The sequence below is a fragment of the Curtobacterium sp. SGAir0471 genome, from assembly GCF_005490985.1.
Classification (GTDB): Bacteria; Actinomycetota; Actinomycetes; order Actinomycetales; family Microbacteriaceae; genus Curtobacterium.
The window spans coordinates 3,243,032-3,268,384 of sequence record NZ_CP027869.1; the positions used below are offsets into that span (position 1 = coordinate 3,243,032).

Sequence of the window (25,353 nt, forward strand, 5' to 3'; positions counted from 1 at the left end):
ACAGCCGGCGCACGGAGGGTCGCACCGTGACCGTCCGACACCTGTCCACCGCCGTCGAGGCGCGCATCGACCGCGCCGCCCGCCGACTCCTCGACGCCGGGCACCAACCGCACCGCCCGGTCCGCCTCGCCGTGACCGAGTTCCTGGTGTTCGGTGCGAAGCAGGCATGGGCGTGCACGTTCGGCGCGCTGCTGCTCGCGACCATGGTCGTGGTGCACCTGACCGTGCCGCCTGCTGCCCGGAACGACGTGCTCACGGTGTCCGCCGCAGCGGTCCAGGTCGGCATGCTCGTGTTCGGGCTCGAGACCGTGCGGGAACTCCGCGTGGTGCTGGTCTTCCACGTGGTCGGCACCGTGATGGAGGTCTTCAAGACCCACGTCGGCTCGTGGCAGTACGGCGACGACGGATGGCTCGTGCTGGCCGGCGTCCCGCTCTTCTCGGGGTTCATGTACGGTGCCGTCGGCTCGTACATGGTCCGGGTCGTGCGGCTCTTCGACCTGCGCTTCGACCGCTGGCCGCGGCAGTGGCTCCTGGTCGTCGTCGCCACCGGCATCTACGCCAACTTCTTCGGCCACCACTTCGTCCGGGACGCCCGGTACGTGCTGCTCGCGCTGGTCGTGGCGCTCTTCGCGCGGACGACCATGCACGTCCGGGTGCACCGCGCGACGGTGCGGATGCCGGTCCTGGTCGCGATGGTCCTGGTCGCGCTGTTCATCTGGGCGGCGGAGGACATCGCGACCTGGGCCGGAGCCTGGACCTACCCGGACCAGACGAACGGCTGGCAACCGGTGACCCCGACCAAGGTCGTCGCCTGGCTGCTGCTGATGGTGATCTCGGTCGCGCTGGTCGCATGGCTGTACCCACAGGTCCGGTCCGCCCCCGGGGTCGCGGTCCGCGGACGCACGGCACCGTCCGGCCTGGAGGCGCGCCCCACCATCGCCCCGTCCGCACCCGTCCGGCGGTCGGCTGGCTCACGACGACCTCGGGGCAGCCACGCAGACCGCGACCGTAGGCTCCCGGTGTCGGGTCCACCGGACCCGCTTCCGCTCGCCGCGAATCCTCAGCCTTCCGCGACGGAGCGCCCCTAGGCTGAGAGGACGTAAATCTCCGAGGAAGAGGACACCATGGCCTTCAAGCCCGGTTTCGACCAGTCCCCCGCCTTCAACGACCAGGGCCGGAACGCCTGGGGCGCCGGCGCTGGTCAGCAGCAGGCGGGCTGGGGACGCACCCCACAGCAGGGGCAGTACCCGCAGCAGGGCGGCATGACGCCCGAGCAGCTGCAGTACATGTACGACCGCCCGACGGCGAGCCCGGTCGACACCGACCGCATGTCGTACGAGGACACCATCGTCAAGACGCTCCTCGCGTTCGGCGTGCTCCTCGTCGGTGCCGTCGCCGGCTGGAACCTGCCGCCGATCGTCTGGATCGTCGGCGCGATCGTCGGCTTCGTGCTGGCGCTCGTCAACACCTTCAAGAAGAAGCCATCGCCGGGGCTCGTCCTGGCGTACGCGTTCTTCGAGGGCCTGTTCGTCGGCGGTATCTCGGGGCTGTACAACGGGATGTGGGACGGCATCGTCACCCAGGCGGTGTTCGGCACGCTCGGCGTCTTCGCCGTGACGCTGCTGCTGTTCTCGTCGGGCAAGGTCCGCGCGACGCCGAAGGCGACCCGGTTCTTCCTCATCGCGATGGTCGGGTACCTGGTCTTCTCGCTCGTGAACCTCGTCCTGATGTGGACCGGCGTGACGAACACGGCGTTCGGCCTGCGAGGCGTCGAGATCTTCGGGATCCCCCTGGGCGTCCTGATCGGCATCTTCGTCGTGCTCATGGCGGCGTACTCGCTCGTGCTCGACTTCGACCAGATCAAGACCGGCGTCCAGCGCGGTGCTCCTCGCATCTACGCCTGGACCGCGGCGTTCGGTCTCATCGTCACCCTCGTGTGGCTGTACATCGAGATCCTGCGCATCCTCGCGATCCTGGCGAGCAACCGCGAGTAGCTTCCACCCGATCGACCGAAGGGCCCCGGCACATGCCGGGGCCCTTCGTCGTCCCCGGGGCCGGTGCTCGGCGTCCGTCGCTCGGCACGACGCCTGGTACCGCGCCGCTCTCGTCGCACGACTTGCCGCTCGACTTCGGCGCCGACGGCATGTCGTGCGACCGGAACGATCGGCGGCGGCATGTCGTGCGATGGGAGCACGACGCCCGGACGCGACGAGGGCCCGGCACGCAGTGCGTACCGGGCCCTCGGGCATCAGGGAGTGACTACTCCCACTCGATCGTCCCCGGCGGCTTCGACGTGACGTCGAGCACGACGCGGTTCACGTCGCGGACCTCGTTCGTGATGCGGTTCGAGATCTTCGCCAGGGTGTCGTACGGCAGACGCGTCCAGTCGGCGGTCATGGCGTCCTCCGACGAGACCGGACGGAGCACGATCGGGTGCCCGTAGGTCCGGCCGTCTCCCTGGACGCCCACGGAGCGGACGTCGGCGAGCAGGACGACCGGGCACTGCCAGATCTCCTCGTCGAGGCCGGCTGCGGTGAGTTCCTCGCGCGCGATCTTGTCAGCGGCACGGAGCAGCTCGAGGCGGTCCTTCGTGACCTCGCCGACGATGCGGATGCCGAGCCCGGGGCCGGGGAACGGCTGCCGACCGACGATGACCTCGGGCAGCCCGAGCTCGCGACCGACCGCACGGACCTCGTCCTTGAACAGGGTCCGCAGCGGCTCGACGAGCTCGAACGTCATGTCCTCGGGCAGACCGCCCACGTTGTGGTGCGACTTGATGTTCGCCGTACCGGAACCGCCGCCGGACTCGACCACGTCGGGGTAGAGCGTGCCCTGGACGAGGAACTTGACCTCACCGCTGTCGGAGTCCGACGCCGCCGCGTCCGCACGGGCCTCGAGCACGAGGGCCTCGGCAGCCGCCTCGAACGTGCGGATGAACTCGCGCCCGATGATCTTGCGCTTCTGCTCCGGGTCGCTGACCCCGGCGAGGGCGTCGAGGAACTGCTGCTCGGCGTCGACCGTCACCAGGCGGACGCCGGTGGAGGCGACGTAGTCCTCTTCCACCTGCTTGCGCTCGTCGGCACGCAGGAGCCCGTGGTCGACGAAGACGCACGTGAGCTGGTCGCCGACGGCCTCGTGCACCAGGGCAGCGGCGACGGCGGAGTCGACCCCGCCGGAGAGCCCGGCGATGACCCGTGCCGAGCCGACCTGCTCCTTGATGCGGGCGACCTGCTCCTCGATGACGTTCGCGGAGTTCCAGTCACCGGGGAGACCAGCGGCGCGGTGCAGGAAGTTCTCGAGCACGGCCTGACCGTACGCGGAGTGCTTGACCTCGGGGTGCCACTGCACGCCGTAGAGCTTGCGCTCGTCGGAGGCGAACGCGGCGACCGGGGTCGACGCGCTGGACGCCAGGACCTCGAAGCCCTCCGGGGCCTTCGCCACCGAGTCGCCGTGCGACATCCAGGTGACCTGGGACGCCGGCTGGTCGCCGAGCAGCACGCTGTCGGTGCCCGAGACGGTCACGTCCGTGGCGCCGTACTCGCGGAGCCCGGTGTGCGCGACCTCGCCGCCGAGCGACTTCGCCATGGCCTGGAAGCCGTAGCAGATGCCGAGCACGGGGACCCCGAGGTCGAGGATCTCGCCGTCGAGCGACGGAGCGCCGTCCTCGTACACGGACGAGGGGCCGCCGGAGAGCACGATGGCCGCCGGGTCCTTCTCGCGGACCTCGTCCGCCGTGATCGAGTGCGGGACGATCTCGCTGTAGACGTTCGCCTCACGCACGCGCCGTGCGATCAGCTGGGCGTACTGGGCGCCGAAGTCGACGACCAGGACGGGGCGCTGTTCGGTCTCGCTCACCGAGCGGCCTCCTTCTCACGCTGCTGGGCAGCGGTCAGCTCGTGGTAGGTGTCCATGGCCTTCTGCTGCATGCGGTGCTCGACCACGAAGGACATGAACGGGATGATGCCGCCGAGGGCGATGAGCAGGAAGCGCGACGGCCTCCAGCGCATGATGCTCCACAGGCGGAAGTCCGTGAACAGGTACAGCACGTACAGCCAGCCGTGCGCGATGAGGATCGCGATCGACAGGTTGAACGTGCCAGGCGCTTCACCCGCGGTGCCGTTCGGCACGAAGAACGGGCCGTTGCCGAGCTGCATCTCGAGCTGCAGCGGCGTGTACTTGATGACGACCTCGATGACGAGGGCGAGCAGCAGCACGCCGGTGATGTACGCGGAGATGCGGTACCACCTCACCGCGCCCGGGATCTTCGGGATGTCACGCGTGCGGACGGTCAGGGCCATGCAGTCGATCCTACCGTCGCACCGGGGTGGGCTCGGCTGCCTGAGCGGCCTCGCGGGCGTCCTCCTGCTCGCGCTCCCAGGCGTCCTTCACGAACCGGTACCAGAGGAACACGGCGAACCCGGCGAACACGACCCACTCGATCGCGTAGAAGAGGTTGAGCCAGTCGAAGCGGACCTCGCGCGTCGGGGCGCGGTCGGCGATGGTGCCGAGGTCGGCGGCCTTCGCGGTGGTGCCGTCGGCGACGACGTACCCGATGTACATCCGGTCGTCGAAGGCCTTCCAGGTGTTCACGAACCGGGCCGGCGCCACGGCGGAGTACTCGCCCTTGCTGTAGGCGTCCTGGTCTGGGGACTCCGCCGGGTAGTAGCGGCCCTGCACCGTGAGCTCCTGGCCGTCGGTCAGCCGCTCGCCCCCGGCCTCGGCCTGACGCCGCTCGTCCGACCAGCCGATCACCACCGGCAGGCTGGCGCCGGTCTCGGTGTCGACGAGGTGTCCGATCGCCTGGTAGGTGCCGCCGCCGGAGCGCCCGGTCAGGATCGTCGTGTCACCGGCGACGAACGTGCCGGTGACGGTCACGCGCTGCCCCGCGATGTTCTCCGACGCCGCGCGCCCGGGCTCGGTGACGTCGTCGAGCGACCTCCGCGTCTCGGTCGTCGCCGGCAGCGGCTTGCCGTTCGCGATGCTCCGTTCGAGCTGCCACTTGCCGAGGCCGGCGAAGACCCCCGCGAGCACCAGCGCCAGCAGGAGCAGTGCGATCCACCTCGGTCGTCGGGCTACGGCCCACATCTGTATCAGTACTCCGCATCGCGCTGGCGGACCGGGCGCTTCGGGCGCTCGGCAGGGATGTCGACCGGCGACGTCACGGGTTCGCTCGTCGCCGGCTCCGGAGACCCATTCTCGCGCTCTTCCCTGCCCGCAGCCTCCACGAGGGCGAACTCCTCGGCGAACTGCCGGTCGCGCTCGGCACGACGGGCGGCGGCCGCGGCGTCCTGGTCGGCCACGGCGGCCTCGGCGGCGGTGTCGACCGCCTCGTCGAGGGCCGGCCCCGCCGGGACGCCGCCACCCGCAGCCGCGGCCCCGCCGCGACCGAGCCGCGCACGCAGGCGCTGGCGCAGCCGCGCCACCCGGGCCGGACGCACCACGAGGCGGCCGATCCGGTCCGAGTTCACGGCGAGCAGCGGACCCAGGACGGCCATCACGAGCACGTAGAGGCCCGCGAAGGCGGTGATCCGCGCCTCCAGGCCGGCGGCAGCCGACAGCGTCGCGAGGATGAGCGCGAACTCGCCACGGTTCACCAGGATGACCGCGGTGTTGATGCCCTGCTGGACGTCGAAGCCGTTCATCCGGGCGACGATCTGCCCGGCGACGGCGTTCAGCACGACCGTCATGCCGATCGCGCCGAGGACGGGCCAGAGCACCTCGCCGAAGGTCGACAGGTCGAGCCCGAGGCCGAAGTTCACGAAGAAGAACGCGGCGAAGACGTCGCGCATCGGCAGGGCGAGCTGCTCGATGCGGTCCCGGTAGCGGGTCGCACCGCAGAGCAGGCCGATCACGAACGCCCCGATGGCGTCGGTCACGCCGAGCAGGTCGCCGATGCCACCGAACATCACCGCGAGGCCGAAGAACAGCACGGTGAACAGCTCGTCGTCACGGGTCGCGAAGATCTTCGACACCCACTTGCCGGCGAACCGGGCGAGGGTGAACATCACGACGAGGAACCCGAAGGCGAGGGCGAGCTTGCCGACCACGGCCCACAGGTTCGTGTCGCCGGACAGCACGACCGAGACGATCGCCAGGTAGATGGCGATGAAGACGTCCTCGATCACGGTGACGCCGAGGATCATCGGGGTCTCGTCGTTCGCCAGGCGTCGCAGCTCGATGAGCAGCTTCGTCACGATCGCGCTCGACGACGTCGCCGTCATGCCCGCGATGATCAGGGCCTCGCGGGTCCCCCAGCCGAGCGAGAACCCGAACGCGAAGCCGATCCCCATGTTGATCGCGACGTAGGTACCACCGGAGACCAGGAGCTTCCCGGCGTTGCCGTAGAACTCCTCCTGGTCGAACTCCAACCCGAGGTTGAAGAGCAGCAGGATGAGACCGAAGGTCGCGATCAACTCGATCGTGTGCGACTCGACGTTCAGGCCGATCCACGGGGTGTGCGGGCTCGCGATGAGCCCGACCACCATGTAGATGGGGATGGCGGGCAGGCCGATGGTCTTGCCCAGGCGTCCGAGGACGTAGGCGATGATGAACAGGCCGCCGATGGTCAGCAGCTCACCACCCAGGTGCATCCGCTAGCTCCCGGGCGGCGCCTCGGCGGCCGCGGCCGCGAGCTGACCGCTGCGGTAGAAGGAGAACGCCTTGGCGACCTTCTCGGGTGCGCCGGCAACGACGATGGTGTCACCGGGGAACACGACGAAGTCGGGCGAGGGCGCGGGGTTCGCGCTGTCGCCGCGGACGACCGCGACGACGGTCAGGCCGATGAAGCCCGAGTCGTGCAGGTCGCCGAGGGGCTTGCCGGCGATGGCGTCCTCGTAGTCGACGCTGAACCAGTCGATCGACAGGCCGGGGATCTCGTCGAGCTTGTCGAGGCCCTCGGTGATCCGGGTCCCGCCGAGCAGTTCGGCGAGGGTGTGCGCCTCGTCCTCGCTCAGGCGGAGCGAGACCTTCTCGGACTTGTCCGCGCCGTCGGAGACGTCGGCGAACGAGATGAGGTCGGAGTGCCCCGACCGGTGCGTGATGACACCGCACTTGCCACCGTCGTCGGTGTAGAAGCTGTGCAGCACGCCGACTCCGGGGAGTTTGACGCGATGGACGTCGACCATGATGGCTCCCTTGGTGAGTACCCCGATGATAACCACCGGGTCGCTCCGGCCATTCCGCACGCTACGGTCGTGCCATGGGGAACACACGGGGGGCCGTCCGCATCGTCGTCGCCGTCGTCGGGGTGGTGGTCGTCGCGGCGTACGCGGCACTGCTGGCCGTCAACGCGCTCGTGCTCGATCCGCTCGCGGCGGTGCCCGGGGCGACCCTGCCCGAGGTCCACGCCCGCGTCGGCGCTGCCGGGTTCTCCGTCGCCGGTGACGTCCGGGGCGTCGTGGTCGTCGCGTCGATCGGGGTGGTCCTGGCCCTCGCCGCGGCGGTCGTCGGGCTCGCGGCACGGCTGCCCGCGACGGTGGTCGCCGTGCTGCACCTCGGCGTCCTGGCCGCGGGTGCGCTCGCGACCTTCCAGTCGGGGTTCTGGCTCGGCATGGACGTCGCCGACACGTTCGGCACGAGCGGCGGCGCGCACACGATCTGGGCGGGCGTGCTGTACCTGACCAGCCTCGCCGCGTTCGTCGCGATCCCGGTCGTCCTGTTCGCGACGATGGTCCGCACCCTCAGGACGCAACGTCGGCGGCAGCTCGCAGCGGGGTAGTGCTGCGAGGGACCGCCGACGTTGCGTTCCGCGGGTCGGGACCAGGCGGGGCGCGGCCCGGTGACGGACGGGAGGCGCGGGGCGGGGCCGCCACGCGCCTGGCGTCCGTCGCCTACCGCGGTTCGCTCGTCTTCTCGCCCTCGACCTGCTCGTCGGTCGCCTTCGCGCCCTCGGCGCCGCTCGAGCGGCCGCCGCCGACGACGACGTCGTCCTCGTCGAAGCCGAACGCGATGTCCGGCGCCTCGAGCCGCACCCGGTCGGCCGACTCGTCGTCGGGCTGCAGCTGCGACTCGCGCTCGGCCGCGACGCGCTTCAGGTAGTTCGACACCTCGTGCTCGGTCGTCTCCTGGTCCCACCCGAGGACACCCGCCATGAGCTTGGCGGCGACCGGGGCAGCCTCCTCGCCGCGGTCCCACGCCTCGATCGATATCCGGGTGCGGCGGGCGAGGACGTCCTCCAGGTGCAGGGCCCCCTCGTGCGAGGCCGCGTACACGACCTCGGCGCCGATGTAGTCGTCCGCCTGCGGCAGCGGCTCGGCGAGCGACGGGTCCTGCTCGACGAGCTGCAGCACCTCGGTCGCCTGCGTGCCGTACCGGTTCAGCAGGTGCTCGATCCGGACCTTGTGCACGCCGAACTGCCGTGCGGTCCGCCCGCGACGGTTCCACGCGGCCGGGTACCCCTCGGCGCCGACCAGCGGGATGTCCTCGGTCGTCGACTCCGGGATCTTGCCGTCCATCGCGGCGACCGCCTCGTCGATGGCATCCTTGCCCATCACGCGGTACGTCGTCCACTTGCCGCCCGCGACCACCACCAGGCCCGGCGCGGTGTGTGCGACGACGTGCTCGCGGCTGAGCTGCGACGTCTGGTCCGACTCCCCCGCGAGCAGCGGCCGGAGGCCGGCGTAGACGCCCTCGACGTCCTCACGGGTGAGCGGTACCGCGAGCACCTTGTTCACGTGCTCGAGGATGTAGTCGATGTCCGCCGCGGTCGCCGCCGGGTGCGCCTTGTCGAGGTTCCAGTCGGTGTCCGTCGTGCCGACCAGCCAGTGGCGGCCCCACGGGATCACGAACAGCACGCTCTTCTCGGTGCGCAGGATCATGCCGGTGTTCGACTGGAAGCGGTCGCGCGGGATGACCAGGTGCACGCCCTTCGACGCCCGCACCTTGAACTGCCCGCGGGTGCCGACCATCGCCTGGGTGTCGTCCGTCCAGACACCGGTCGCGTTCACGACCTGCTTCGCCCGGATGTCGAACCGCTCGCCGGTCTGGATGTCGTGCGCGTGCGCCCCGACGACCCGCTCCCCGACCTTGATGAAGCCCTCGATCCGGACCCGGCTCGCGGCGTGGGCGCCGTACGACGCGGCGGTGCGCACGAGCGACGCGACGTAGCGGGCGTCGTCGACCTGGGCGTCGTAGTAGGTCATGCCGCCGATGAAGGCGTCCTTCTTCAGGCCCGGCATGTTCTTCAGCACCTGCTTGCGGCTGAGGTGCCGGTGGTGCGGGACCCCGGGCGGACGTCCACCCGACCAGCTGAAGACGTCGTACATCGCCATGCCGATGCCGATGTAGAAGCGCTCCCACACGCGGTGGTTGAGCGGGTAGAGGAAGCGCACGGGCTTCACCAGGTGCGGGGCGATGCGCTGCAGCAGCAGGCCGCGTTCGATGAGGGCCTCTCGGACGAGCGCGAAGTTCAGCTGCTCGAGGTACCGGATGCCGCCGTGCACGAGCTTCGAGGAGCGACTCGACGTGCCCGAACCCCAGTCGCGGGCCTCGACGATGCCGACGCTCAGGCCGCGGGTGACCGCGTCGAGCGCACTGCCGCCCCCGACGATGCCGCCGCCGACGACCAGGACGTCGAGCTCCTTCGTCCTCAGCGCCTCGATCGCAGCGGCACGCTCGTCCGGCCCGAGCTTCGCGGACGGGTCGAAGCCGACGCTCGCGCTCGGTGCCGCGGCGCTGCGGGCGCCCTCGACGGTGCTCTCGGCACCTGCTGTCGTCGCGTCCGTGCTGGTCTGCGTGGTGCTGCTGGCTGGCTTGGCCATCGTCGCCTCCGTGCGGGTTGCGCGCACGGAGCCGGCCTCCGCGCACGGGAGCGCCGAGGCGTCACCCGCGCGGGAGCACGGGTGCCACCGTCACTGCCGGTGGTACGGCGCCACGACCACTTCTACTCGCTGGAACTCCTTGACGTCGGAGTATCCGGTGGTGGCCATCGAGCGACGCAGTGCGCCGACCAGGTTCGCGCGACCGTCCCACGACGGGGTCGGGCCGTTCAGGACGTTCTCGAGCGGGGCGATCTGCCCGACCTCGACCCGGCGACCGCGGGGCAGCTCGGAGTGGTGCGCCTCGGCACCCCAGTGGAAGCCACCGCCGGGGGCCTCGGTCGCGCGGGCCAGCGCGGTGCCGAGCATGACCGCGTCGGCACCGACGGCGATCGCCTTGACGATGTCACCGGCGGTGTCGAGCCCGCCGTCCGCGATGACGTGCACGTAGCGGCCGCCGGACTCGTCCATGTAGTCGCGTCGGGCACCGGCGACGTCGGCGACCGCGGTGGCCATCGGCGCGTGGATGCCCAGCGCGGCGCGGGTCGTCGAGGCAGCGCCACCGCCGAAGCCGACGAGCACGCCGGCGGCTCCGGTGCGCATGAGGTGCAGCGCCGAGGTGTACGTCGAGGCGCCGCCCACGATGACCGGCACGTCGAGCTCGTAGATGAACTTCTTGAGGTTGAGCGGCTCCTGGTTCTGGGAGACGTGCTCCGCCGAGACCGTCGTGCCGCGGATGACGAACAGGTCGACACCGGCGTCGACGACCGTCTGCGAGAACTCCTGCGTGCGCTGCGGGCTGAGCGACCCGGCGACCGGCACCCCGGCGGCGCGGATCTCGGCCAGGCGCGCGGTGATCAGCTCGGCCTTGACCGGCTCGGAGTAGATCTCCTGCATGCGCTTCGTGACGTTGCCGTCGGTGAGGGTCTTGATCTCGTCGTAGTACGGCGTCGGGTCCTCGTACCGGGTCCAGAGGCCCTCGAGGTCGAGCACGCCGAGGATCCCGAGCTTGCCCATCTGGATGACCGTCGCCGGCGAGGACACCGAGTCCATCGGCGCCGAGAGGATCGGCGACGCGAACGTGAACGCGTCGATCGACCACTGCACGCTCACGTCGTGCGGGTCGCGGGTGCGCCGCGAGGGGACCACCGCGATGTCGTCGAACGCGTAGGCCCGACGGCCGCGCTTGCCTGCACCGATCTCGACTTCAGTCACCGGGCAAGCCTAGCGGGCGGGGTCCGGGAGTGGGACGGGTGGACGGTGCAGCGGGACCCGCCGGACGGGGGCGTCGTCACCGCCGGGGTCGTCACCGCCGGGGTCGCGCCCGTCGCTTCCGGAGCGCCCGCAGCACCAGGCCGAGCAGGAGCGCGAGCACGACGAGGACCCCGAGCAGAGCTGCCGCGACCTTCACCAGCAGTGCGGCACCGACGAAGAGCACGGCGAAGACGACCCAGACGAGGGCGTCGAGCACGAGGCGGCCGGGGGTGCGCACGTGCGTCACGCTAGCCGACGGGTGGTCAGCCGGGGTGCCGGGGGCGGGCGCGGCGGGGCGGGGGTGGGTCGCGCCTCCAGGCCGGGTGCGGGTGGGGCGCGGCGGGCGCGAGACGCCGGCGTCGCCGCGAGACGCACCGGACGACGCGAGACGCACCCGGATCCGGCGGTGTCCCGGGGTGATCACGGCGTCTCGGGCGGACGCCGGCGCCTCGGGCGGACGCCGGCGTCTCGGGGCGGCGACCAACGGCGCCCAACGGCTGCCCGCAGACCACCCGGCGTGAGGACGGGGCCGCGCGGCGCGTCCAGCAGCCTGCGCGGCCCCGTCGGGGTGCGGGTACCACCCCCACAGCAGTACCCGCGGGTCGGCCCCGCTCAGCGAGCGGAGTCGACGTCCTTGGCGAGCGTCCCCAGGTAGAGCTCGATGACCTTCGGGTCGTCGGCGAGCTCGCGCCCGGTGCCCGAGTACGCGTTCCTCCCCTGGTCGAGCACGTACCCACGATCGCAGATCTGCAGACAGCGTCGCGCGTTCTGCTCGACCATGATGATCGACACCCCGGCCTTGTTGATCCGGCGGGTGCGGATGAAGGTCTCGTCCTGGCGCACCGGCGACAGGCCCGCGGAGGGCTCGTCGAGCAGCAGCACCTTCGGGTCCATCATCAGCGCGCGGGCCATCGCGACCGACTGCCGCTCACCACCGGACAGGGAGCCCGCCCGCTGGGTGCGCCGCTGGCCGAGGACCGGGAACAGGTCGTAGATGACCTCGAGCCGCTCCGCGAACTTCTTCGGGCGCAGGTACAGGCCCATCTGCAGGTTCTCCTCGATCGAGAGCGAGGGGAACACGTTGTTCGTCTGCGGCACGAAGCCGACGCCGGCCTGCACGAGCTTGTTCGCCTTGAGGTTGGTGATGTCCTCGCCCTGCAGGGACACCGAGCCCTCGCGGATCGAGACGAGGCCGAACAGGGCCTTGAGGAGCGTCGACTTGCCGGCACCGTTCGGGCCGATGATGCCGATGAGCTCGCCCGGGTAGCAGTCGAGGTCGCAGCCGTTGAGGATGTTGACGCCCGGCAGGTACCCGGCGACGAGGTTCTTCGCGGTGAGGACGGGCTCGCCGCGGTCGACCGTCGCGGTCGCGCCGGTCGCGCCGGTCGCCGGACTGGAGGCGCGGCTCGCGTCCGCTGCGTTCGGTGCGTCGGTCATCGGGTCGCCTCCTGCTCGTCCTGCTTGCGGTGGTCGTCCGCCTTGTGGTGGTCGTCCGCCGCTTCTTCTTCCGCCACCTCTTCGGCCAGCTCCTCGTAGGTCTCCTCGGTGAGGAGCGAGTCGTCGCCCAGGTCGGTGTCGTGGTGCGCACCGAGGTACGCGTCGATGACGGCGCGGTCGTCCATCACCGTGTCCGCCGGCCCCTCGGCGACGACCTTGCCCTCGGCCATCACCACGACCCAGTCCGAGATGTGCCGGACCATGTGCATGTCGTGCTCGACGAAGAGGACGGTCATGCCGTCGTCGCGCAGGGACTGGATGTGCCCGAGCAGCGACTGGGTGAGCGCGGGGTTCACGCCGGCCATCGGCTCGTCGAGCATGATCATCGTCGGGTCGGACATGAGCGCTCGGGCCATCTCGAGGAGCTTGCGCTGACCGCCGGACAGCGAGCCGGCGTAGTCGTCCTTCTTCTCGAGGAGCTTGAAGCGCGCGAGCAGGTCCTCGGCCTTCGCGGTGATCTCGCGCTCGCGCTTCCGCCAGAGCGCCGGGACCAGGCCGACGAAGAAGTTCTCGCCCGGCTGGTCGCGGGCGCCGAGCAGCATGTTCTGCATCACGGTGAGGCGGCTCAGCGCCTTCGTGAGCTGGAACGTGCGCACCATGCCCTTGTTCGCGATGTGCGTCGCGCTCGTCTTCTGCAGCGTGTCGCCGTTGAAGCGGGTCGTCGCACCGGGGCTCGGCTTGTCGAACCCGGTGAGCAGGTTGAAGAACGTCGTCTTGCCGGCGCCGTTCGGGCCGATGAGCGCGGTGATGGTGCCGCGCTGCACCTCGAGGTGGTCGACGTCGACCGCGGTCATGCCGCCGAAGTGCCGGGTGACGCCGTCGACCGTCAGGATCGGGTCGGACTTCGTGTGGGTGTAGGTCTCAGACACTGAACGACAGCTCCTTCTTGTTGCCCAGGAGTCCCTGTGGCCGGAACACGATGAGGAGCATGAGCGCGACACCGACGAGCACGTAGGAGAACTGCTCCGCCTGCTGCGCGTTCATGATCGAGTCGGGGATGAAGTCCCCGGCCAGGGTGCGGACGAACAGCCGCACGACGAAGAACAGGATCGCCCCGAGCACCGGACCGAAGACGGTCGCAGCACCGCCGAGGATGAGCGCGGTCCAGATGAAGAAGGTCATCGAGCGGCCCATGGCGTCCGGCTGCACCGAACTCGGCAGCACGTAGATGACCCCGGCGAGCGCCCCGAGGGCACCACCGAACACGAGCGCCTGCATCTTGTACGAGTAGACGTTCTTGCCGAGGGAGCGGACGGCGTCCTCGTCCTCGCGGATCGCCTTCACGACGCGGCCCCACGGGCTGCGCATGAGCAGGAAGAGCACGAGGGTGAAGAGCGCCACGAGGCCCCACGCGGCGATGCGGATCCACCAGCCGTTGACCCCGTTGTTCGAGTACGTGAACCACAGGATGCTCGTGGTGCCGTCGGGCAGCGGGCTCAGCGCGTTGAACGGGTCGCGGTAGGCCGAGCCGGCGATGCCGTTCGAACCACCGGTGGTGTTCGTCAGCAGGCTGGAGCGTCCGACCATGCGGATGATCTCGGCACCGGAGATCGTCACGATCGCCAGGTAGTCCCCGCGCAACCGCAGGGTCGGGATGCCGAGGATGACGGCGAAGACGATGGCCACCGCCAGCGCGACGAGGACCGCCATGACGAAGGGCAGGCCGTTCGTGATCGAGATCGCGAAGCCGTAGGCACCGAGCAGCAGGAACGCCGCCTGGCCCATGTTGATCAGGCCGGTCAGACCGAAGTGCACGTTCAGGCCGATCGCGGCCAGGGCGAACGCCGCTGTGGTGGGGGCGAGCGCCTCCTGCGTCAGCGAGGACAGCAGGTTCAGGATGTAGTCCATGTCGGTGCTCCCTTAGCCGATGCGCTCGGCGCGACCGAAGATGCCCTGCGGCCGGAACAGCAGGATGAGGATGAGGATCACGAGGGCCGTGGCGTACTTGAAGTCACCCGGCAGCACGAGGTTCGTGAGCTCGACGACGATGCCGATGATCATCGAGCCGACGAGGGCGCCGTACGCGGTGCCGAGACCGCCGAGCGTGACGGACGCGAACATGAGCAGCAGCAGCTGGAGACCGGTCTGCCAGTTCACACCGTTGAGGACCAGGCCGAGCATCACGCCGGACAGGCCCGCGAGGCCGGCGGCGAGCGTCCACACGAACCGGATCACCCGGTCGACGTCGATGCCGGACGCCGCGGCGAGCGCCGGGTTGTCCGACACGGCGCGGGTGGCGCGGCCGAAGCGGGTCTTCGCGAGGAACAGGCCCGTGCCGACGAGCACCACGAGCGCGATGCCCATCGCGACGTAGGACTGCACGGTCAGCGTCAGGCCGGCGAAGGTCACCGTCTCGGGGTTGCCCTGCTGGATGCGGACGGTCGAGGCACCGAAGAAGTACTGGAAGGCGTACTGCGCGGCGATCGACAGGCCGATCGTGACGATCATCAGCTGGGTGAGGCTGATCCGGCGACGGCGGAGTGGCCGCCAGATCGCCGCGTCCTGCAGGTAGCCGGTGGCCGCGCAGAGCAGCGTGACGACGATGCCGGTGACCCAGATGTTCCAGCCGAGCTGGTTCGCGAACACGTAGGCGAGGAGACCACCGAGCGTCACCTGCTCGCCGTGCGAGAAGCTCGACAGGCCGGTGGTGCCGTAGATGAGCGAGAGGCCGACCGACGCCAGGGCGATGAGGAGCCCGAGCCGGATGCCCGAGGCGAGCTGCTGCCAGGCACGTGCGGCACTGACGCTGCTCGTGTCGTCGCTGGTCGTGGCGCCCTGCTGGTCGGACAGCTGGAAGATCTGGCCGACGTTGGCGTTGAGCGTGGCGTTCACCTTGCGGTCCGCATCGGCGGCGTTCGTCAGGTACTGCCCCTTCGGCAGCGAGTCCTGGTCGACGCTCACCGTGTACTGCCCGGCGGTCGTGACCGAGACGGACCAGCGGCCGGAGTCGTCGGTCGTCGCGGTCTGGGCGAAGCCGCCGGCGCCGACGACGTCGACGTCGACACCGCTGGCGGGCTTCCGCTCGGAGTCGAGGATGGTGCCCCGGATGCAGCCGTTCGTCGGGCTGACGACGCAGGGGCCGTCGGCGGTGGACGCGCTGCCGGTGCTCGGGCTGCTGCTGGCGGAGGGACTGCTCGTCGCCGCGTCGGCCGCGGGCGACACTGCCCAGTCGACCGCGAAGGTGGCGAGGAAAGCGAGGAAGAGTACTGCGGCGAGGACCAGGCGCTTGCGGCGGTCTGGTGCCCCACGGCGGAGCCGGCGCATGAGCGCTGACCCCGGCGGAGTGATGGAACCCACGGATGAGCCTCTCGTTCGGATAGTCGAGGACCATAGGGATTTTTTGTGTCCCCCGTGTTTCCAGCACGTCTCCTGCACAAATCGTGCTGCATTCGTGACCGACACCCCCTCGATCCGCATGGATCCGCCCGTCCGGCCGGTACAGGATTCTCAGGAAGCAGCTGCGACGTCGCGCACAGCTGCTTGTCAGGTCCGTCCGTCGGGGGAAGCAGGAATGCTCCGCGTGTCGCGCGCGTTACCATGGCCCATCGGGAACCCGACGACGCGCCCCGGTGCCACCACTTCACCTCGCCCACGAAGGGGACCCATGGACCAGCCGGATCCGTTCGGATTCATCGGACTCACGTACGACGACGTCATGCTCCTGCCCGGGCACACCGACGTCATCCCGAGCGAGGCGTCCACGACGTCCCGGCTCACCAAGCGCATCGACGTGCACGTCCCGCTGCTGTCGGCGGCGATGGACACCGTGACCGAGGCCCGCATGGCGATCGCCATGGCCCGTCAGGGCGGCATCGGCATCCTGCACCGCAACATGTCGATCGAGGACCAGGCCGCGTACGTCGACAAGGTCAAGCGGTCCGAGTCGGGCATGATCACGAACCCAGTCACGACGAGCCCGGATGCCACCGTGGCCGAGGTCGACGCCGTCTGCGGGCAGTTCCGCGTCTCCGGCCTGCCGGTCGTCGAGGCGGACGGCACGCTGGTCGGCATCATCACCAACCGAGACATGCGCTTCGTCGCCCCGTTCGAGATGGGTACGACGCTCGTCCGCGACGTCATGACGAAGGCGCCGCTCATCACCGCGGCCGAGGGCATCGACCCCGAGGACGCCGTCGCGATCTTCGCGCAGCACAAGATCGAGAAGCTCCCGCTGGTCGACGCCGCCGGCAAGCTCCGCGGCCTCATCACCGTCAAGGACTTCGACAAGAGCGAGAAGTACCCGGACGCCACGAAGGACGACGAGGGCCGCCTGCGGGTCGGTGCTGCGATCGGCTTCTTCGGCGACGCCTGGCAGCGCGCCGAGGCGCTGCGCGACGCGGGCGTGGACGTGCTCGTCGTCGACACCGCGAACGGCGAGAGCGAGGGTGTGCTCGACATGGTCCGCCGTCTCAAGGCCGACCCGTCCTTCGCCGGCATCGACGTCATCGGCGGCAACGTCGCGACCCGACAGGGTGCGCAGGCCCTCATCGACGCGGGCGTGGACGCGGTCAAGGTCGGCGTCGGCCCGGGCTCGATCTGCACCACCCGCGTGGTCGCCGGCGTCGGCGTCCCGCAGGTCACCGCCGTGTACGAGGCGTCGCTCGCCGCGCGCGAGGCCGGCGTGCCGGTCATCGCCGACGGCGGGCTGCAGTACTCGGGCGACATCGCGAAGGCCCTGGTCGCCGGTGCCGACACCGTCATGCTCGGCTCGCTCCTCGCGGGCACCGACGAGAGCCCGGGCGAGCTCGTCTTCGTCGGCGGGAAGCAGTACAAGGCGTACCGCGGGATGGGCTCCCTCGGCGCGCTGCAGACCCGCGGCGAGAAGACCTCGTACTCGAAGGACCGCTACTTCCAGGCGGACGTCCCCTCGGACGAGAAGCTCATCCCCGAGGGCATCGAGGGTCAGGTCCCCTACCGCGGCTCGGTCGCGAACGCCGTCTACCAGCTCGTCGGCGGTCTGCGGCAGTCGATGTTCTACGTCGGTGGTCGCACGGTGCCGGAGCTCAAGGCCCGCGGCAAGTTCGTCCGCATCACCGCGGCCGGGCTCAAGGAGTCGCACCCGCACGACATCAAGATGGTCGTCGAGGCCCCGAACTACCGCGGCTGACCCCGCCTCGTTCCCACCCCCGCGAGACGCCCCCGTCACATCGAGACGCCGCCGAATCCGGCGGCGTCTCGGTGCTCCGGGGGCGTTTCCCGTTGACGGGGGCGTCTCGCGACGCCCTCCACACCTGATGTCGGCCGGGAGGCGCTCCACAGCTCGGGCGGTCATCTCCCGTCCGCGGCGTGGTCGCGCGAGACTGCCGCGCATGTCAGCCACGCCGACTCCCGTCCTCGCCGCTCGTCCGGCGGACCTCCGCGATCCGGTCCGCCTGTTCCACGGGGTGGGGGTCGAGCGCGAGGCGTGGGACGCACTCGACGGGCCCGGGCGCCGTCGACTCGTGGTGCGCGCCCGCGTTGCAGCACTGCACCGTCCAGCGGTCGTCTCGCACCGGTCGGCCGGGGCACTGTGGGGCCTCCCCGAACTCGGGCGCTGGGACTGGCGCCTGCACGTGACCGATCCGGTCCTGTCGAAGACGCACGTCGGCCGAGGCGTCGTCCGGCACACCGGTGCACTGGCCGAGCGTGACGTCGCCGTCCTCGACACCGTTCCTGTCACATCGCTGCTCCGCACGGTGACCGACATCGCACACGTCGTGCCGCTGCCCCACGTCGTCATGGTGCTCGATCACGTGCTGCACAGCCACACCGTTGCGCTCCCCGAGCTCGAGCGTGCCTTCGCACCGCGCTCCGGTGGGCGGGGCTCGGGCGTCGCACGGCAGGCGCTCGAGATCGCCGACGGAGCTGCAGAGTCCGCGGGCGAGTCGCTCAGCAGGGTGACGATGCGGGACCTCAGGGTCGCCTCGCCTGTGCTGCAGCGGGAGTTCGTGACCGATGCCGGGCGCTTCCGGGTCGACTTCTGGTGGCCGTCCGAAGGCATCGTCGGGGAGTTCGACGGCCGGGTGAAGTACGACGATCCTTCGGCGCTCTGGTCCGAGAAGCGCCGCGAGGACGCACTGCGACGGGCGCCCGAGGTCAGGGGGTTCGCTCGGTGGGGCATGCGCGAAGCACTCGACCCGGCGCTCCTGGCACCCGTGCTGCTCGAAGCGGGCCTCCCGCTCGGACGAGGCTGGGACGGGCGGGCGCGATGACCGGGTGCCTGCCCCACCGGTTCATCGAGACGCCGGCGTCTCGAGGGGATCGCTGCACCTCGAGGCGCCGGCGTCTGCCCGATGCACCGCCGAACTGCCGAGACGCCGTTGGATTCGAGGGCGTCTCCACGCTTCCAGGGTGTCTGGACCCGACGCCGGCGTCTCGACCCAGTGTGGGCGGACGGGACGAGCGACCTACGCGCTGCGCCAGTCGTCGGACGTGATGTGGCTGCCGCCGTGGGGGCCCATCTGCAGCATGCCGCCGTCGACGGGGAGGGACACCCCGGTGATGTACGACGATGCCGGCGACGCGAGGAAGGCCACCGCGGCGGCGATCTCCCACGCGTTGCCCGGCCGCCCGAGCGGGACCCCGGGACGGGAGATCGTGTGCGGATCCTCGTCCTCGGCGCCCGTCATCCGGGTCGCGATCTCGCCCGGCGCGACCGCGTTCGCGGTGATGCCGTGCTCTGCGAGCTCGATCGCGATGGTCTTGAGGAGTCCGCCGAGCCCGTGCTTCGCGGCGTCGTACGCGCTCGATCCGTACCGGGGCTGGTGCTCGTGCACGCTCGTGATGCCGATGACCCGCCCGCCGGTCCCCTGTCGCACCATGTGCCGTGCGGCCGCCTGGATCGTGACGAACGCCCCGTCGAGGTCCGTTGCGACCGTGTGCCGCCACTGGTCGAGCGTGAGGTCGAGGAACGGCGCGTTGTCGCCCGTCCCGGCGTCGGCCACGATGACGTCGACGCCGCCGAGCCGTGTCACGAGCCGGTCGATCACTGCCGCGGCCTGGTCGAGCTGCGTCACGTCGATCTGCTCGACGAAGGCCCGCTGCCCGGCCTGCCTGACCTCGGCGGCGGTCTCCTCGGCGCGTTCCGGCTCGGACAGGTAGGTGATGCCGACGTCCATGCCGGCGGCGGCGAGCGCCACCGCGGTGGCCTTCCCGATGCCGGACTCGGCACCGGTGACGATCGAGCGGGTGGGACGGAAAGTGGTCGTGGAAGCAGCGTCGCTCATGGCCCGGACCGTACGCGCGAGGCCCGCATCGGCCGCCCGGAACCGCGCCTCCTGTACAGCGCACCGTCCGGACGGACTCCTCATCAGGGGTTCCCGTGCGCCTCCTCAGTTTCGTCACGGGTGTGTAACGAAACGTCCAGGTGTCGATCTCGGACACACACGCGAAACACTTCGGCCCTAGTTTTCTCGGCAACCCACGCGGAGGAGACCGCGCTCGACCCGATGCGGTTGGGCCTCCGCGCAGAGAAAGGGCTCCACGGATGACCAGAACCACCCGTGCCACCACGGCACTGGCAGTGGCGGGAGCGGCAGCGCTCCTCCTCGCCGCGTGTTCCACCAGCGGCAGCGCCGAATCCACCTCGTCCGCCTCCGCCGGCGGTGCGAAGAAGGACCCGGCGGCGAGCTGCAAGGCCCCCGACACCCCGGGTACCGACGCGCTGAAGATCGGCACGATCCTCCCGCTGACGGGCACCCTGTCGTACCTCAACCCGCCCGCCGAGGCCGGTGTCGGCCTCGCGGTCGAGGACATCAACTCGGCCGGCGGCGTGCTCGACAAGGACGTCAGCATCGACCCCGCGACCGACTCGGGTGACAGCAACGACATGACCGTGTCGAGCTCGGCCGCGACGAAGCTCGTCAACGCCAAGGTGCCGGTCGTCATCGGTGCGGAGTCGTCCAGCGTCACGCTGAACGTCATCGACCAGCTGACGAGCAACTGCATCGTGCAGATCTCGCCGGCGAACACCGCGACCGACCTGTCCGGGTACTCGTCGCACTACTTCCGGACCGCTCCGCCGGACTCGGTGCAGGGTTCGGCGCTCGGCCAGCTCATCACCGGTGACGGCAACGCCAAGGTCGCGTTCCTGGTCTTCAACGACACCTACGGCACGGGCCTCCGCGACACCGTGCAGAAGGCGGTCGAGGACTCGGGCGGCCAGGTCGTCTACGGGGGCAAGGGCAAGGGCCAGGAGTTCCCGCCCGGCCAGACGACGTTCTCGTCCGAGGTCACCGCTGCGCTCGCCGCGAAGCCGGACGCCATCGTGGTGCTCGCCTTCGACGAGACGAAGTCGATCATCCCGGAGCTCAAGTCGCAGAACGCCGACATGTCGAAGATCTACATGTCCGACGGCAACACGGCGGACTACTCGAAGGACTTCGACCCGGGCACCCTCGAGGGCGCGCAGGGCACGATCCCGGGCGCCAGCCCGAAGGACGAGCTGAAGCAGCGTCTGTCGGACTACTACCAGAAGACCGCGGGCAAGGGGCTCACCGACTACTCGTACGCCGCTGAGTCGTACGACGCCACGACCCTGGCCGCACTGGCTGCGGTGAAGGGCAAGGGCACCGACTCGGGCACCATCCAGGCCAACATGGCTGCGGTGTCCGGCGCGGACGGCGGCACCAAGTGCGAGACGTTCAAGGCGTGCAAGGACCTGCTCGACAAGGGTGAGTCCATCCAGTACACCGGCCCGTCCGGCATCGGTCCGTTCGACAGCAAGAACGACCCGTCGAGCGCCTACATCGGCATCTACAAGTTCGACGGCGACAACAAGCCCGTGTACCAGAGCGCCATCCAGGGCTCGGTCTCGAAGTAACACCACCGCGAAAGCGACAGTCCTCCGCCGATCTTCGGCGGGGGACTGTCGCTTTCGGCTTCCACTCCGCGGGCTGGACACACGAGCGGACTCATGCGGTGCCCGGCGCGAGCGGCAGCCGGACGGGAGGCGCGGCTCCCCTCCGTCACACCGGCTCGGCTGCCGTGGGCGCGAGCGTCCGGCGGCGCGCGGCCCGGGCCGCCACGAAACTGTCGACCGTCAGGACCACGAGCGCTGCCCAGACGATCCCGAAGCCGATCCACCGCGCGGGCGGCATCGCCTCGTGCTGCACGACCACCCCGACCAGCAGCTGCATCACCGGAGCCAGGTACTGCGTCAGTCCGAGCGTCGACAGCGACACCCGCCGCGCCGACGACGCGAAGAGCAGCAGCGGCACCGCGGTCGCCGGCCCGGTGAGCACGGTGACGAGGACGTGCGGCCAGCCCTCGCTCGTGAACGTCACCCCGCCGCCGAGACCGGTGACGCCGAGCACGACGAGCGCCCCGACCGCGATCGGCAGCAGCCAGACGGTCTCGATCGTCAGCCCGCTGAGCGCGTCGACGGTGCCGCCGACCCGCTTCTTCACCAGGCCGTAGAGGCCGAACGAGAACGCCAGTGCGAGCGAGATCCACGGCACCTGTCCGTAGCCGACCGCGATGACGACGACGGCGACGACGCTGATGCCGACGGCCGCCCACTGCGCCGCACGGAGGCGCTCGCGGAGCACGACGACGCCGAGTGCGATCGTCACGAGCGGGTTGATGAAGTAGCCGAGCGCGGCCTCGACCGTGTGGCTCGTCGTCGTCGCGGCGACGTACACGGTCCAGTTCACCAGGATGAGGACGGCCGCGAGCCCCATCACGAGCATCACCCGACGCTGGGCGAGCAGGGAGCGGGTGCGGAGCCACGACCGGGTGACGGCGATCGCCACGGCGCAGAAGACCAGCCCGAAGACGATCCGCCAGGCGACGATCTCGAACGCGCCGGCGGGCGCCATCGCCGCGAAGAGCAGGGGCATGAGCCCCCACAGGCCGTACGCGACGATCGCCTGCACGACACCGACGGAGGCCTCGCTGCGTGCCGGACGTGCCGCTGTCGGTTCACTCACGGAACCATCCTAGGAAGGGGCGCAGACGCTGCGGGCGGACAGCGCGCCTCCAGGCCGACCGACCAATGGGCCGACCGACCGATGGGGCGACTGACCGACGGGCCGCCCGACCGACCGACGGGCCGACCGACCGACGGGCCGACGCACGAACGCCCCGCCGGCTGCGAGCCGGACGGGGCGTTCGTGACGAGAGCTGCTGGTCTCAGTGCTCGATGACCGCGAGGACGTCGCGCGCCGAGAGGACGAGCAGGTCCTCACCGGAGTACTTGACCTCGGTGCCGCCGTACTTCGAGTAGATGACCTTGTCGCCGACGGCGACGTCGAGCGGCACGCGGTTGCCGTTGTCGTCGATGCGACCCGGGCCCACGGCGACGACCTCGCCCTCCTGGGGCTTCTCCTTCGCGGTGTCCGGGATGACGAGACCGGAAGCGGTGGTCTGCTCCGCCTCGACCTGGCGGATGACGATGCGATCCTCGAGCGGCTTGATGGTGACGGCCACGGTGACCTCTTCTTTCTCGGTACTGACTCGGTACAGATGGGAACCGGTTGGCACTACGCACAGGAGAGTGCCAACGCGAGTCTAGGGACAGTCTGGCACTCGGTCAATCCGAGTGCCAGCACGGTTCGGACTCCCCGGCGACCTGGGAGGATCGTCGGGTGGAAGCCGCCGACCTCGCCCAGCTGTTGACCCCCGAGGGGATGGCCCTGCTCGACCGTACCCCCGGCGTCTCGGACGGGGGCGAGATCGTCCGGGTGGTGTCCCGGCTGCGGGGCGAGGGGCACGATCCCGGCCTCGTCGCCGCCGTGCTCACCCAGGCGAAGCTCCGGCAGAAGGCACGTGCGAAGTTCGGGGACTTCGCCGCGCGCATGCTCTTCACCGAGGCCGGTCTCGAGCAGGCCACGCGGCTGCAGGTCGCCGCGCAGCACGCCGGCCGGTTCGCCGCGGCCGGCCTCACCCGGGTCGCCGACCTCGGCTCCGGCATCGGCGGCGACGCCATGGCGATGGCGGCGCTCGACCTCGACGTCACCGCGGTCGACCGCGACGAGGTGACCGCAGCGGTCGCGACGCACAACCTCGCGCTGTGGCAGAACGCGCGGGTCGAGCTCGGCGACGCAGCAGCGTTCGACCTGTCGCGCGTCGACGGCGTGTGGATGGACCCCGCGCGACGGACCGCCGGGCACGCGAACACGAAGCGCCTGGCCGACCCGGACGACTGGTCGCCGTCGCTCGACACCGTGTTCGCCGCGGCCACGACCACCCCGACCGGCGTCAAGCTCGGGCCGGGGATCGACCGCGACCTGATCCCGGACACGCTCGAGGCGCAGTGGGTCTCCGTCGACCGCGAGGTCGTCGAGCTCGTCCTCTGGTCCGGCCCCCTCGCGCGCGCTGGTGTGCGGCGCGCGGCGACGGTGATCGGCGCGCACGGCATCGCCGAGCTGAGCGGTCCCGCCGACGCCGAGGACGTCGAGGTCGGCCCCGTCCGCGCCTACCTGTACGAGCCGGACGGCGCGGTCATCCGCGCCCGGCTGATCGGCGACCTGGCCCGCTCGATCGACGGGCGCATGCTCTCCGAGGGCATCGCGTACGTCACCTCGGACCGGGCCGTGACGACGCCGTTCGCGCAGGGGTTCCGCGTGCTCGACACGATGCCGCTCGACGTGAAGCAGCTTGCCGCGCGCCTGGCCGCGGAGGACGTCGGCACGGTCGAGATCAAGAAGCGCGGGGTCGACGTGGACCCGGCGCAGTTCCGGAAGCGGTTGCGACTGCGGGGGCGGCGGTCGGTCACGCTCGTGCTCACCCGCCTGGAGGGACGGCACACCGCGCTCCTGTGCGAGCGGCTCACCGACGTGGCCGGGTAGGCCGCGGGGCGGCGCCCGCGGCCGGTTCCACGGGTGCGCGTCCGTCCGGTCTCGTCCGCGGAAGCGACAGGACCCCGCCGATGTCCGGCGGGGTCCTGTCGCTCTCGTGGAGCAGAGCGGGTCAGCGGATGAAGGCGCCCGAGTCGTAGTCGTACGGGTCGGAGTACCCGCCGCCGGAGTTGGCGATCAGCACGAAGAACACGATGATCCCGATCAGGGCGATGCCCGTCGCGACCCACCCGACGATGATGCCGGCGAGTGCCAGGCCGCGACCGGACTCCCCCGTCGCCTTCGTCTTGCCGAGCGCCAGGTGTCCGAGGATCGCCCCCGCCGGACCGGCGAGCACCGCGAAGAACGCGAAGACGAAGGTCAGCAGCGAGAGGCCGGCGACGCCGCTGAACACGATCGACAGGATCGCCATGGTGTTCGTCTTCGGGCGCTGGGCGTACGGCTGGTAGCCGGCGGTGGCGTACGGGGACGCGTACGGGTTGCTCCCCTGCTGCGGCGCGTAGGGGTTGTGCTGGGGGCCCGAGGCTGCGTACGGGTTCCCCGGCCGCGACTGCTGCTGCTGTGCGTACGGGTTGCCCGGCTGCTGCTGCGCGTACGGGTTCCCCTGCTGCGACTGCTGCGCGTAGGGATTGTGCTGCTGCTGGCCGTACGGGTTGCCCGGCTGCTGCTGCTGCGCGTACGGGTTGCCCGACGACTGCTGGGGCTGCGTGTACGGGTTCGCGGACTGCTGCCCCTGGCCGTACGGGGAGTCCTGCGACGGCTGCGCGTACGGGTTCCCGTTCGACGACCGCGCGGACGGCGAGCCCTGCTGGCTGTCCGACTGCGGCGTGCCCGACTGCTGGCCGTCCGGCTGCCGGTCCTGCTGCGGCCGACCGTCGTCGCCCCCGCTCGACTCGCCCGGCTTCGGCCACTGGTTCTGATCGGACACCGTCCACCCCTCCCGGCACCCGGTCGGTCGGTGCCTGCTGAGCATCCTCCCACACGGGCCGCGAACGGGTTCAGGCGCAGCCGTGCACGAGCCCGACCAGCGCCCGCACCGGCAGACCCGGGCCTGCACCGGCCCGACCGAC

The 25,353-nt window shown here is 70.6% G+C and carries 23 protein-coding genes; 7 read left to right on the top strand and 16 right to left on the bottom strand.

Annotation, left to right across the window (positions count from 1 at the left end):
* Positions 1-26 precede the first annotated feature (26 nt).
* Both C1N91_RS15035 and C1N91_RS15040 read left to right on the top strand, forming a co-directional pair.
* A complete protein-coding gene (locus tag C1N91_RS15035) occupies positions 27-1,088 on the top strand; it encodes a DUF817 domain-containing protein (RefSeq protein ID WP_217496443.1) in 1,062 nt (353 codons plus the stop codon).
* Positions 1,089-1,124: 36 nt separating this feature from the next.
* Positions 1,125-1,994, top strand: coding sequence for a Bax inhibitor-1/YccA family protein (locus C1N91_RS15040; protein WP_137768373.1), 870 nt, complete (start codon positions 1,125-1,127; stop codon positions 1,992-1,994).
* Between the two features lie 265 nt (positions 1,995-2,259).
* On the opposite strand, the gene guaA is transcribed toward C1N91_RS15040, so the two are convergent.
* From guaA to C1N91_RS15065, 5 genes are read right to left on the bottom strand one after another with little or no spacing between them, the layout of a single operon-like run.
* The gene (guaA, locus tag C1N91_RS15045; RefSeq protein ID WP_137768374.1) at positions 2,260-3,855 is read right to left on the bottom strand and encodes a glutamine-hydrolyzing GMP synthase; all 1,596 of its coding nucleotides are present in this window, start codon (positions 3,853-3,855) and stop codon (positions 2,260-2,262) included.
* Positions 3,852-4,298: a DUF3817 domain-containing protein gene (locus C1N91_RS15050; protein ID WP_058728931.1), complete on the bottom strand. Its 447-nt coding sequence runs from the start codon at positions 4,296-4,298 to the stop codon at positions 3,852-3,854. Before C1N91_RS15050 ends, guaA begins: the two co-directional genes overlap by 4 nt.
* Positions 4,299-4,308: 10 nt before the next feature.
* Positions 4,309-5,085 carry an SURF1 family cytochrome oxidase biogenesis protein gene (locus C1N91_RS15055; protein WP_137768375.1) on the bottom strand — a complete coding sequence of 259 codons (777 nt, stop codon included), beginning with the start codon at positions 5,083-5,085 and terminating at the stop codon, positions 4,309-4,311.
* Positions 5,086-5,090: 5 nt separating this feature from the next.
* Positions 5,091-6,590, bottom strand: a complete 1,500-nt coding sequence (locus C1N91_RS15060; protein WP_137768376.1) for a cation:proton antiporter — start codon at positions 6,588-6,590, stop codon at positions 5,091-5,093.
* A gap of 3 nt (positions 6,591-6,593) precedes the next feature.
* On the bottom strand, positions 6,594-7,124 hold the full coding sequence (locus C1N91_RS15065) for a cation:proton antiporter regulatory subunit (RefSeq protein WP_058728934.1): 531 nt from the start codon (positions 7,122-7,124) through the stop codon (positions 6,594-6,596).
* Positions 7,125-7,198: 74 nt separating this feature from the next.
* Between C1N91_RS15065 and C1N91_RS15070 the strand changes: the two genes are divergently transcribed.
* Positions 7,199-7,717 carry a hypothetical protein gene (locus C1N91_RS15070; RefSeq protein WP_137768377.1) on the top strand — a complete coding sequence of 173 codons (519 nt, stop codon included), beginning with the start codon at positions 7,199-7,201 and terminating at the stop codon, positions 7,715-7,717.
* Positions 7,718-7,829: 112 nt separating this feature from the next.
* Here the strand turns inward: C1N91_RS15070 and C1N91_RS15075 are convergent, their stop codons facing one another.
* From C1N91_RS15075 to C1N91_RS15105, 7 genes are all read right to left on the bottom strand, one after another.
* A complete protein-coding gene (locus tag C1N91_RS15075; RefSeq protein ID WP_137768378.1) occupies positions 7,830-9,758 on the bottom strand; it encodes a glycerol-3-phosphate dehydrogenase/oxidase in 1,929 nt (642 codons plus the stop codon).
* A gap of 90 nt (positions 9,759-9,848) precedes the next feature.
* Entirely contained in the window at positions 9,849-10,970 is a 1,122-nt protein-coding gene (locus C1N91_RS15080) for a GuaB3 family IMP dehydrogenase-related protein (protein WP_137768379.1), read from the bottom strand.
* Positions 10,971-11,061: 91 nt separating this feature from the next.
* Complete coding sequence (locus tag C1N91_RS15085) at positions 11,062-11,247, bottom strand: hypothetical protein (RefSeq protein ID WP_137768380.1); 186 nt, start codon at positions 11,245-11,247, stop codon at positions 11,062-11,064.
* Positions 11,248-11,621: 374 nt separating this feature from the next.
* Positions 11,622-12,446 carry an ABC transporter ATP-binding protein gene (locus tag C1N91_RS15090; RefSeq protein WP_137768381.1) on the bottom strand — a complete coding sequence of 275 codons (825 nt, stop codon included), beginning with the start codon at positions 12,444-12,446 and terminating at the stop codon, positions 11,622-11,624.
* The gene (locus C1N91_RS15095) at positions 12,443-13,375 is read right to left on the bottom strand and encodes an ABC transporter ATP-binding protein (RefSeq protein ID WP_058727583.1); all 933 of its coding nucleotides are present in this window, start codon (positions 13,373-13,375) and stop codon (positions 12,443-12,445) included. Before C1N91_RS15095 ends, C1N91_RS15090 begins: the two co-directional genes overlap by 4 nt.
* Positions 13,368-14,354, bottom strand: coding sequence for a branched-chain amino acid ABC transporter permease (locus C1N91_RS15100; protein WP_137768382.1), 987 nt, complete (start codon positions 14,352-14,354; stop codon positions 13,368-13,370). Before C1N91_RS15100 ends, C1N91_RS15095 begins: the two co-directional genes overlap by 8 nt.
* A 12-nt stretch (positions 14,355-14,366) precedes the next feature.
* Entirely contained in the window at positions 14,367-15,803 is a 1,437-nt protein-coding gene (locus C1N91_RS15105; protein ID WP_254678272.1) for a branched-chain amino acid ABC transporter permease, read from the bottom strand.
* 307 nt (positions 15,804-16,110) lie between these two features.
* Here C1N91_RS15105 and guaB point away from each other — a divergent pair, with 307 nt between their 5' ends.
* Positions 16,111-17,613 carry an IMP dehydrogenase gene (guaB, locus tag C1N91_RS15110; protein WP_137768383.1) on the top strand — a complete coding sequence of 501 codons (1,503 nt, stop codon included), beginning with the start codon at positions 16,111-16,113 and terminating at the stop codon, positions 17,611-17,613.
* Positions 17,614-17,815: 202 nt separating this feature from the next.
* Complete coding sequence (locus tag C1N91_RS15115; RefSeq protein ID WP_137768384.1) at positions 17,816-18,697, top strand: hypothetical protein; 882 nt, start codon at positions 17,816-17,818, stop codon at positions 18,695-18,697.
* 195 nt (positions 18,698-18,892) lie between these two features.
* On the opposite strand, the gene C1N91_RS15120 is transcribed toward C1N91_RS15115, so the two are convergent.
* A complete protein-coding gene (locus C1N91_RS15120) occupies positions 18,893-19,711 on the bottom strand; it encodes an SDR family oxidoreductase (protein WP_137768385.1) in 819 nt (272 codons plus the stop codon).
* Positions 19,712-19,971: 260 nt separating this feature from the next.
* Between C1N91_RS15120 and C1N91_RS15125 the strand changes: the two genes are divergently transcribed.
* The gene (locus C1N91_RS15125) at positions 19,972-21,306 is read left to right on the top strand and encodes an ABC transporter substrate-binding protein (RefSeq protein ID WP_137768386.1); all 1,335 of its coding nucleotides are present in this window, start codon (positions 19,972-19,974) and stop codon (positions 21,304-21,306) included.
* 145 nt (positions 21,307-21,451) lie between these two features.
* On the opposite strand, the gene rarD is transcribed toward C1N91_RS15125, so the two are convergent.
* Together rarD and groES are read right to left on the bottom strand one after the other, a co-directional pair.
* On the bottom strand, positions 21,452-22,414 hold the full coding sequence (gene rarD / locus C1N91_RS15130) for an EamA family transporter RarD (RefSeq protein WP_137768387.1): 963 nt from the start codon (positions 22,412-22,414) through the stop codon (positions 21,452-21,454).
* A 202-nt stretch (positions 22,415-22,616) separates the two neighbouring features.
* Positions 22,617-22,913, bottom strand: coding sequence for a co-chaperone GroES (groES, locus tag C1N91_RS15135; RefSeq protein WP_056121496.1), 297 nt, complete (start codon positions 22,911-22,913; stop codon positions 22,617-22,619).
* A gap of 158 nt (positions 22,914-23,071) precedes the next feature.
* Here groES and C1N91_RS15140 point away from each other — a divergent pair, with 158 nt between their 5' ends.
* A complete protein-coding gene (locus C1N91_RS15140) occupies positions 23,072-24,274 on the top strand; it encodes a class I SAM-dependent methyltransferase (protein ID WP_137768388.1) in 1,203 nt (400 codons plus the stop codon).
* A gap of 121 nt (positions 24,275-24,395) precedes the next feature.
* Here C1N91_RS15140 and C1N91_RS15145 read toward each other — a convergent pair whose 3' ends face one another.
* On the bottom strand, positions 24,396-25,211 hold the full coding sequence (locus C1N91_RS15145; protein WP_175416053.1) for a DUF4190 domain-containing protein: 816 nt from the start codon (positions 25,209-25,211) through the stop codon (positions 24,396-24,398).
* Positions 25,212-25,353 lie beyond the last annotated feature (142 nt).

Bases quoted from the DNA above. Each gene is read 5' to 3' on its own strand.
- C1N91_RS15040 (WP_137768373.1), top strand. From the start codon at position 1,125: ATGGCCTTCAAGCCCGGTTTCGACCAGTCCCCCGCCTTCAACGACCAG.
- C1N91_RS15050 (WP_058728931.1), bottom strand. From the start codon at position 4,298: ATGGCCCTGACCGTCCGCACGCGTGACATCCCGAAGATCCCGGGCGCG.
- C1N91_RS15055 (WP_137768375.1), bottom strand. From the start codon at position 5,085: ATGTGGGCCGTAGCCCGACGACCGAGGTGGATCGCACTGCTCCTGCTG.
- C1N91_RS15060 (WP_137768376.1), bottom strand. From the start codon at position 6,590: ATGCACCTGGGTGGTGAGCTGCTGACCATCGGCGGCCTGTTCATCATC.
- C1N91_RS15065 (WP_058728934.1), bottom strand. From the start codon at position 7,124: ATGGTCGACGTCCATCGCGTCAAACTCCCCGGAGTCGGCGTGCTGCAC.
- C1N91_RS15070 (WP_137768377.1), top strand. From the start codon at position 7,199: ATGGGGAACACACGGGGGGCCGTCCGCATCGTCGTCGCCGTCGTCGGG.
- C1N91_RS15075 (WP_137768378.1), bottom strand. From the start codon at position 9,758: ATGGCCAAGCCAGCCAGCAGCACCACGCAGACCAGCACGGACGCGACG.
- C1N91_RS15090 (WP_137768381.1), bottom strand. From the start codon at position 12,446: ATGACCGACGCACCGAACGCAGCGGACGCGAGCCGCGCCTCCAGTCCG.
- C1N91_RS15100 (WP_137768382.1), bottom strand. From the start codon at position 14,354: ATGGACTACATCCTGAACCTGCTGTCCTCGCTGACGCAGGAGGCGCTC.
- guaB (WP_137768383.1), top strand. From the start codon at position 16,111: ATGGACCAGCCGGATCCGTTCGGATTCATCGGACTCACGTACGACGAC.
- C1N91_RS15115 (WP_137768384.1), top strand. From the start codon at position 17,816: ATGTCAGCCACGCCGACTCCCGTCCTCGCCGCTCGTCCGGCGGACCTC.
- C1N91_RS15120 (WP_137768385.1), bottom strand. From the start codon at position 19,711: ATGAGCGACGCTGCTTCCACGACCACTTTCCGTCCCACCCGCTCGATC.
- C1N91_RS15125 (WP_137768386.1), top strand. From the start codon at position 19,972: ATGACCAGAACCACCCGTGCCACCACGGCACTGGCAGTGGCGGGAGCG.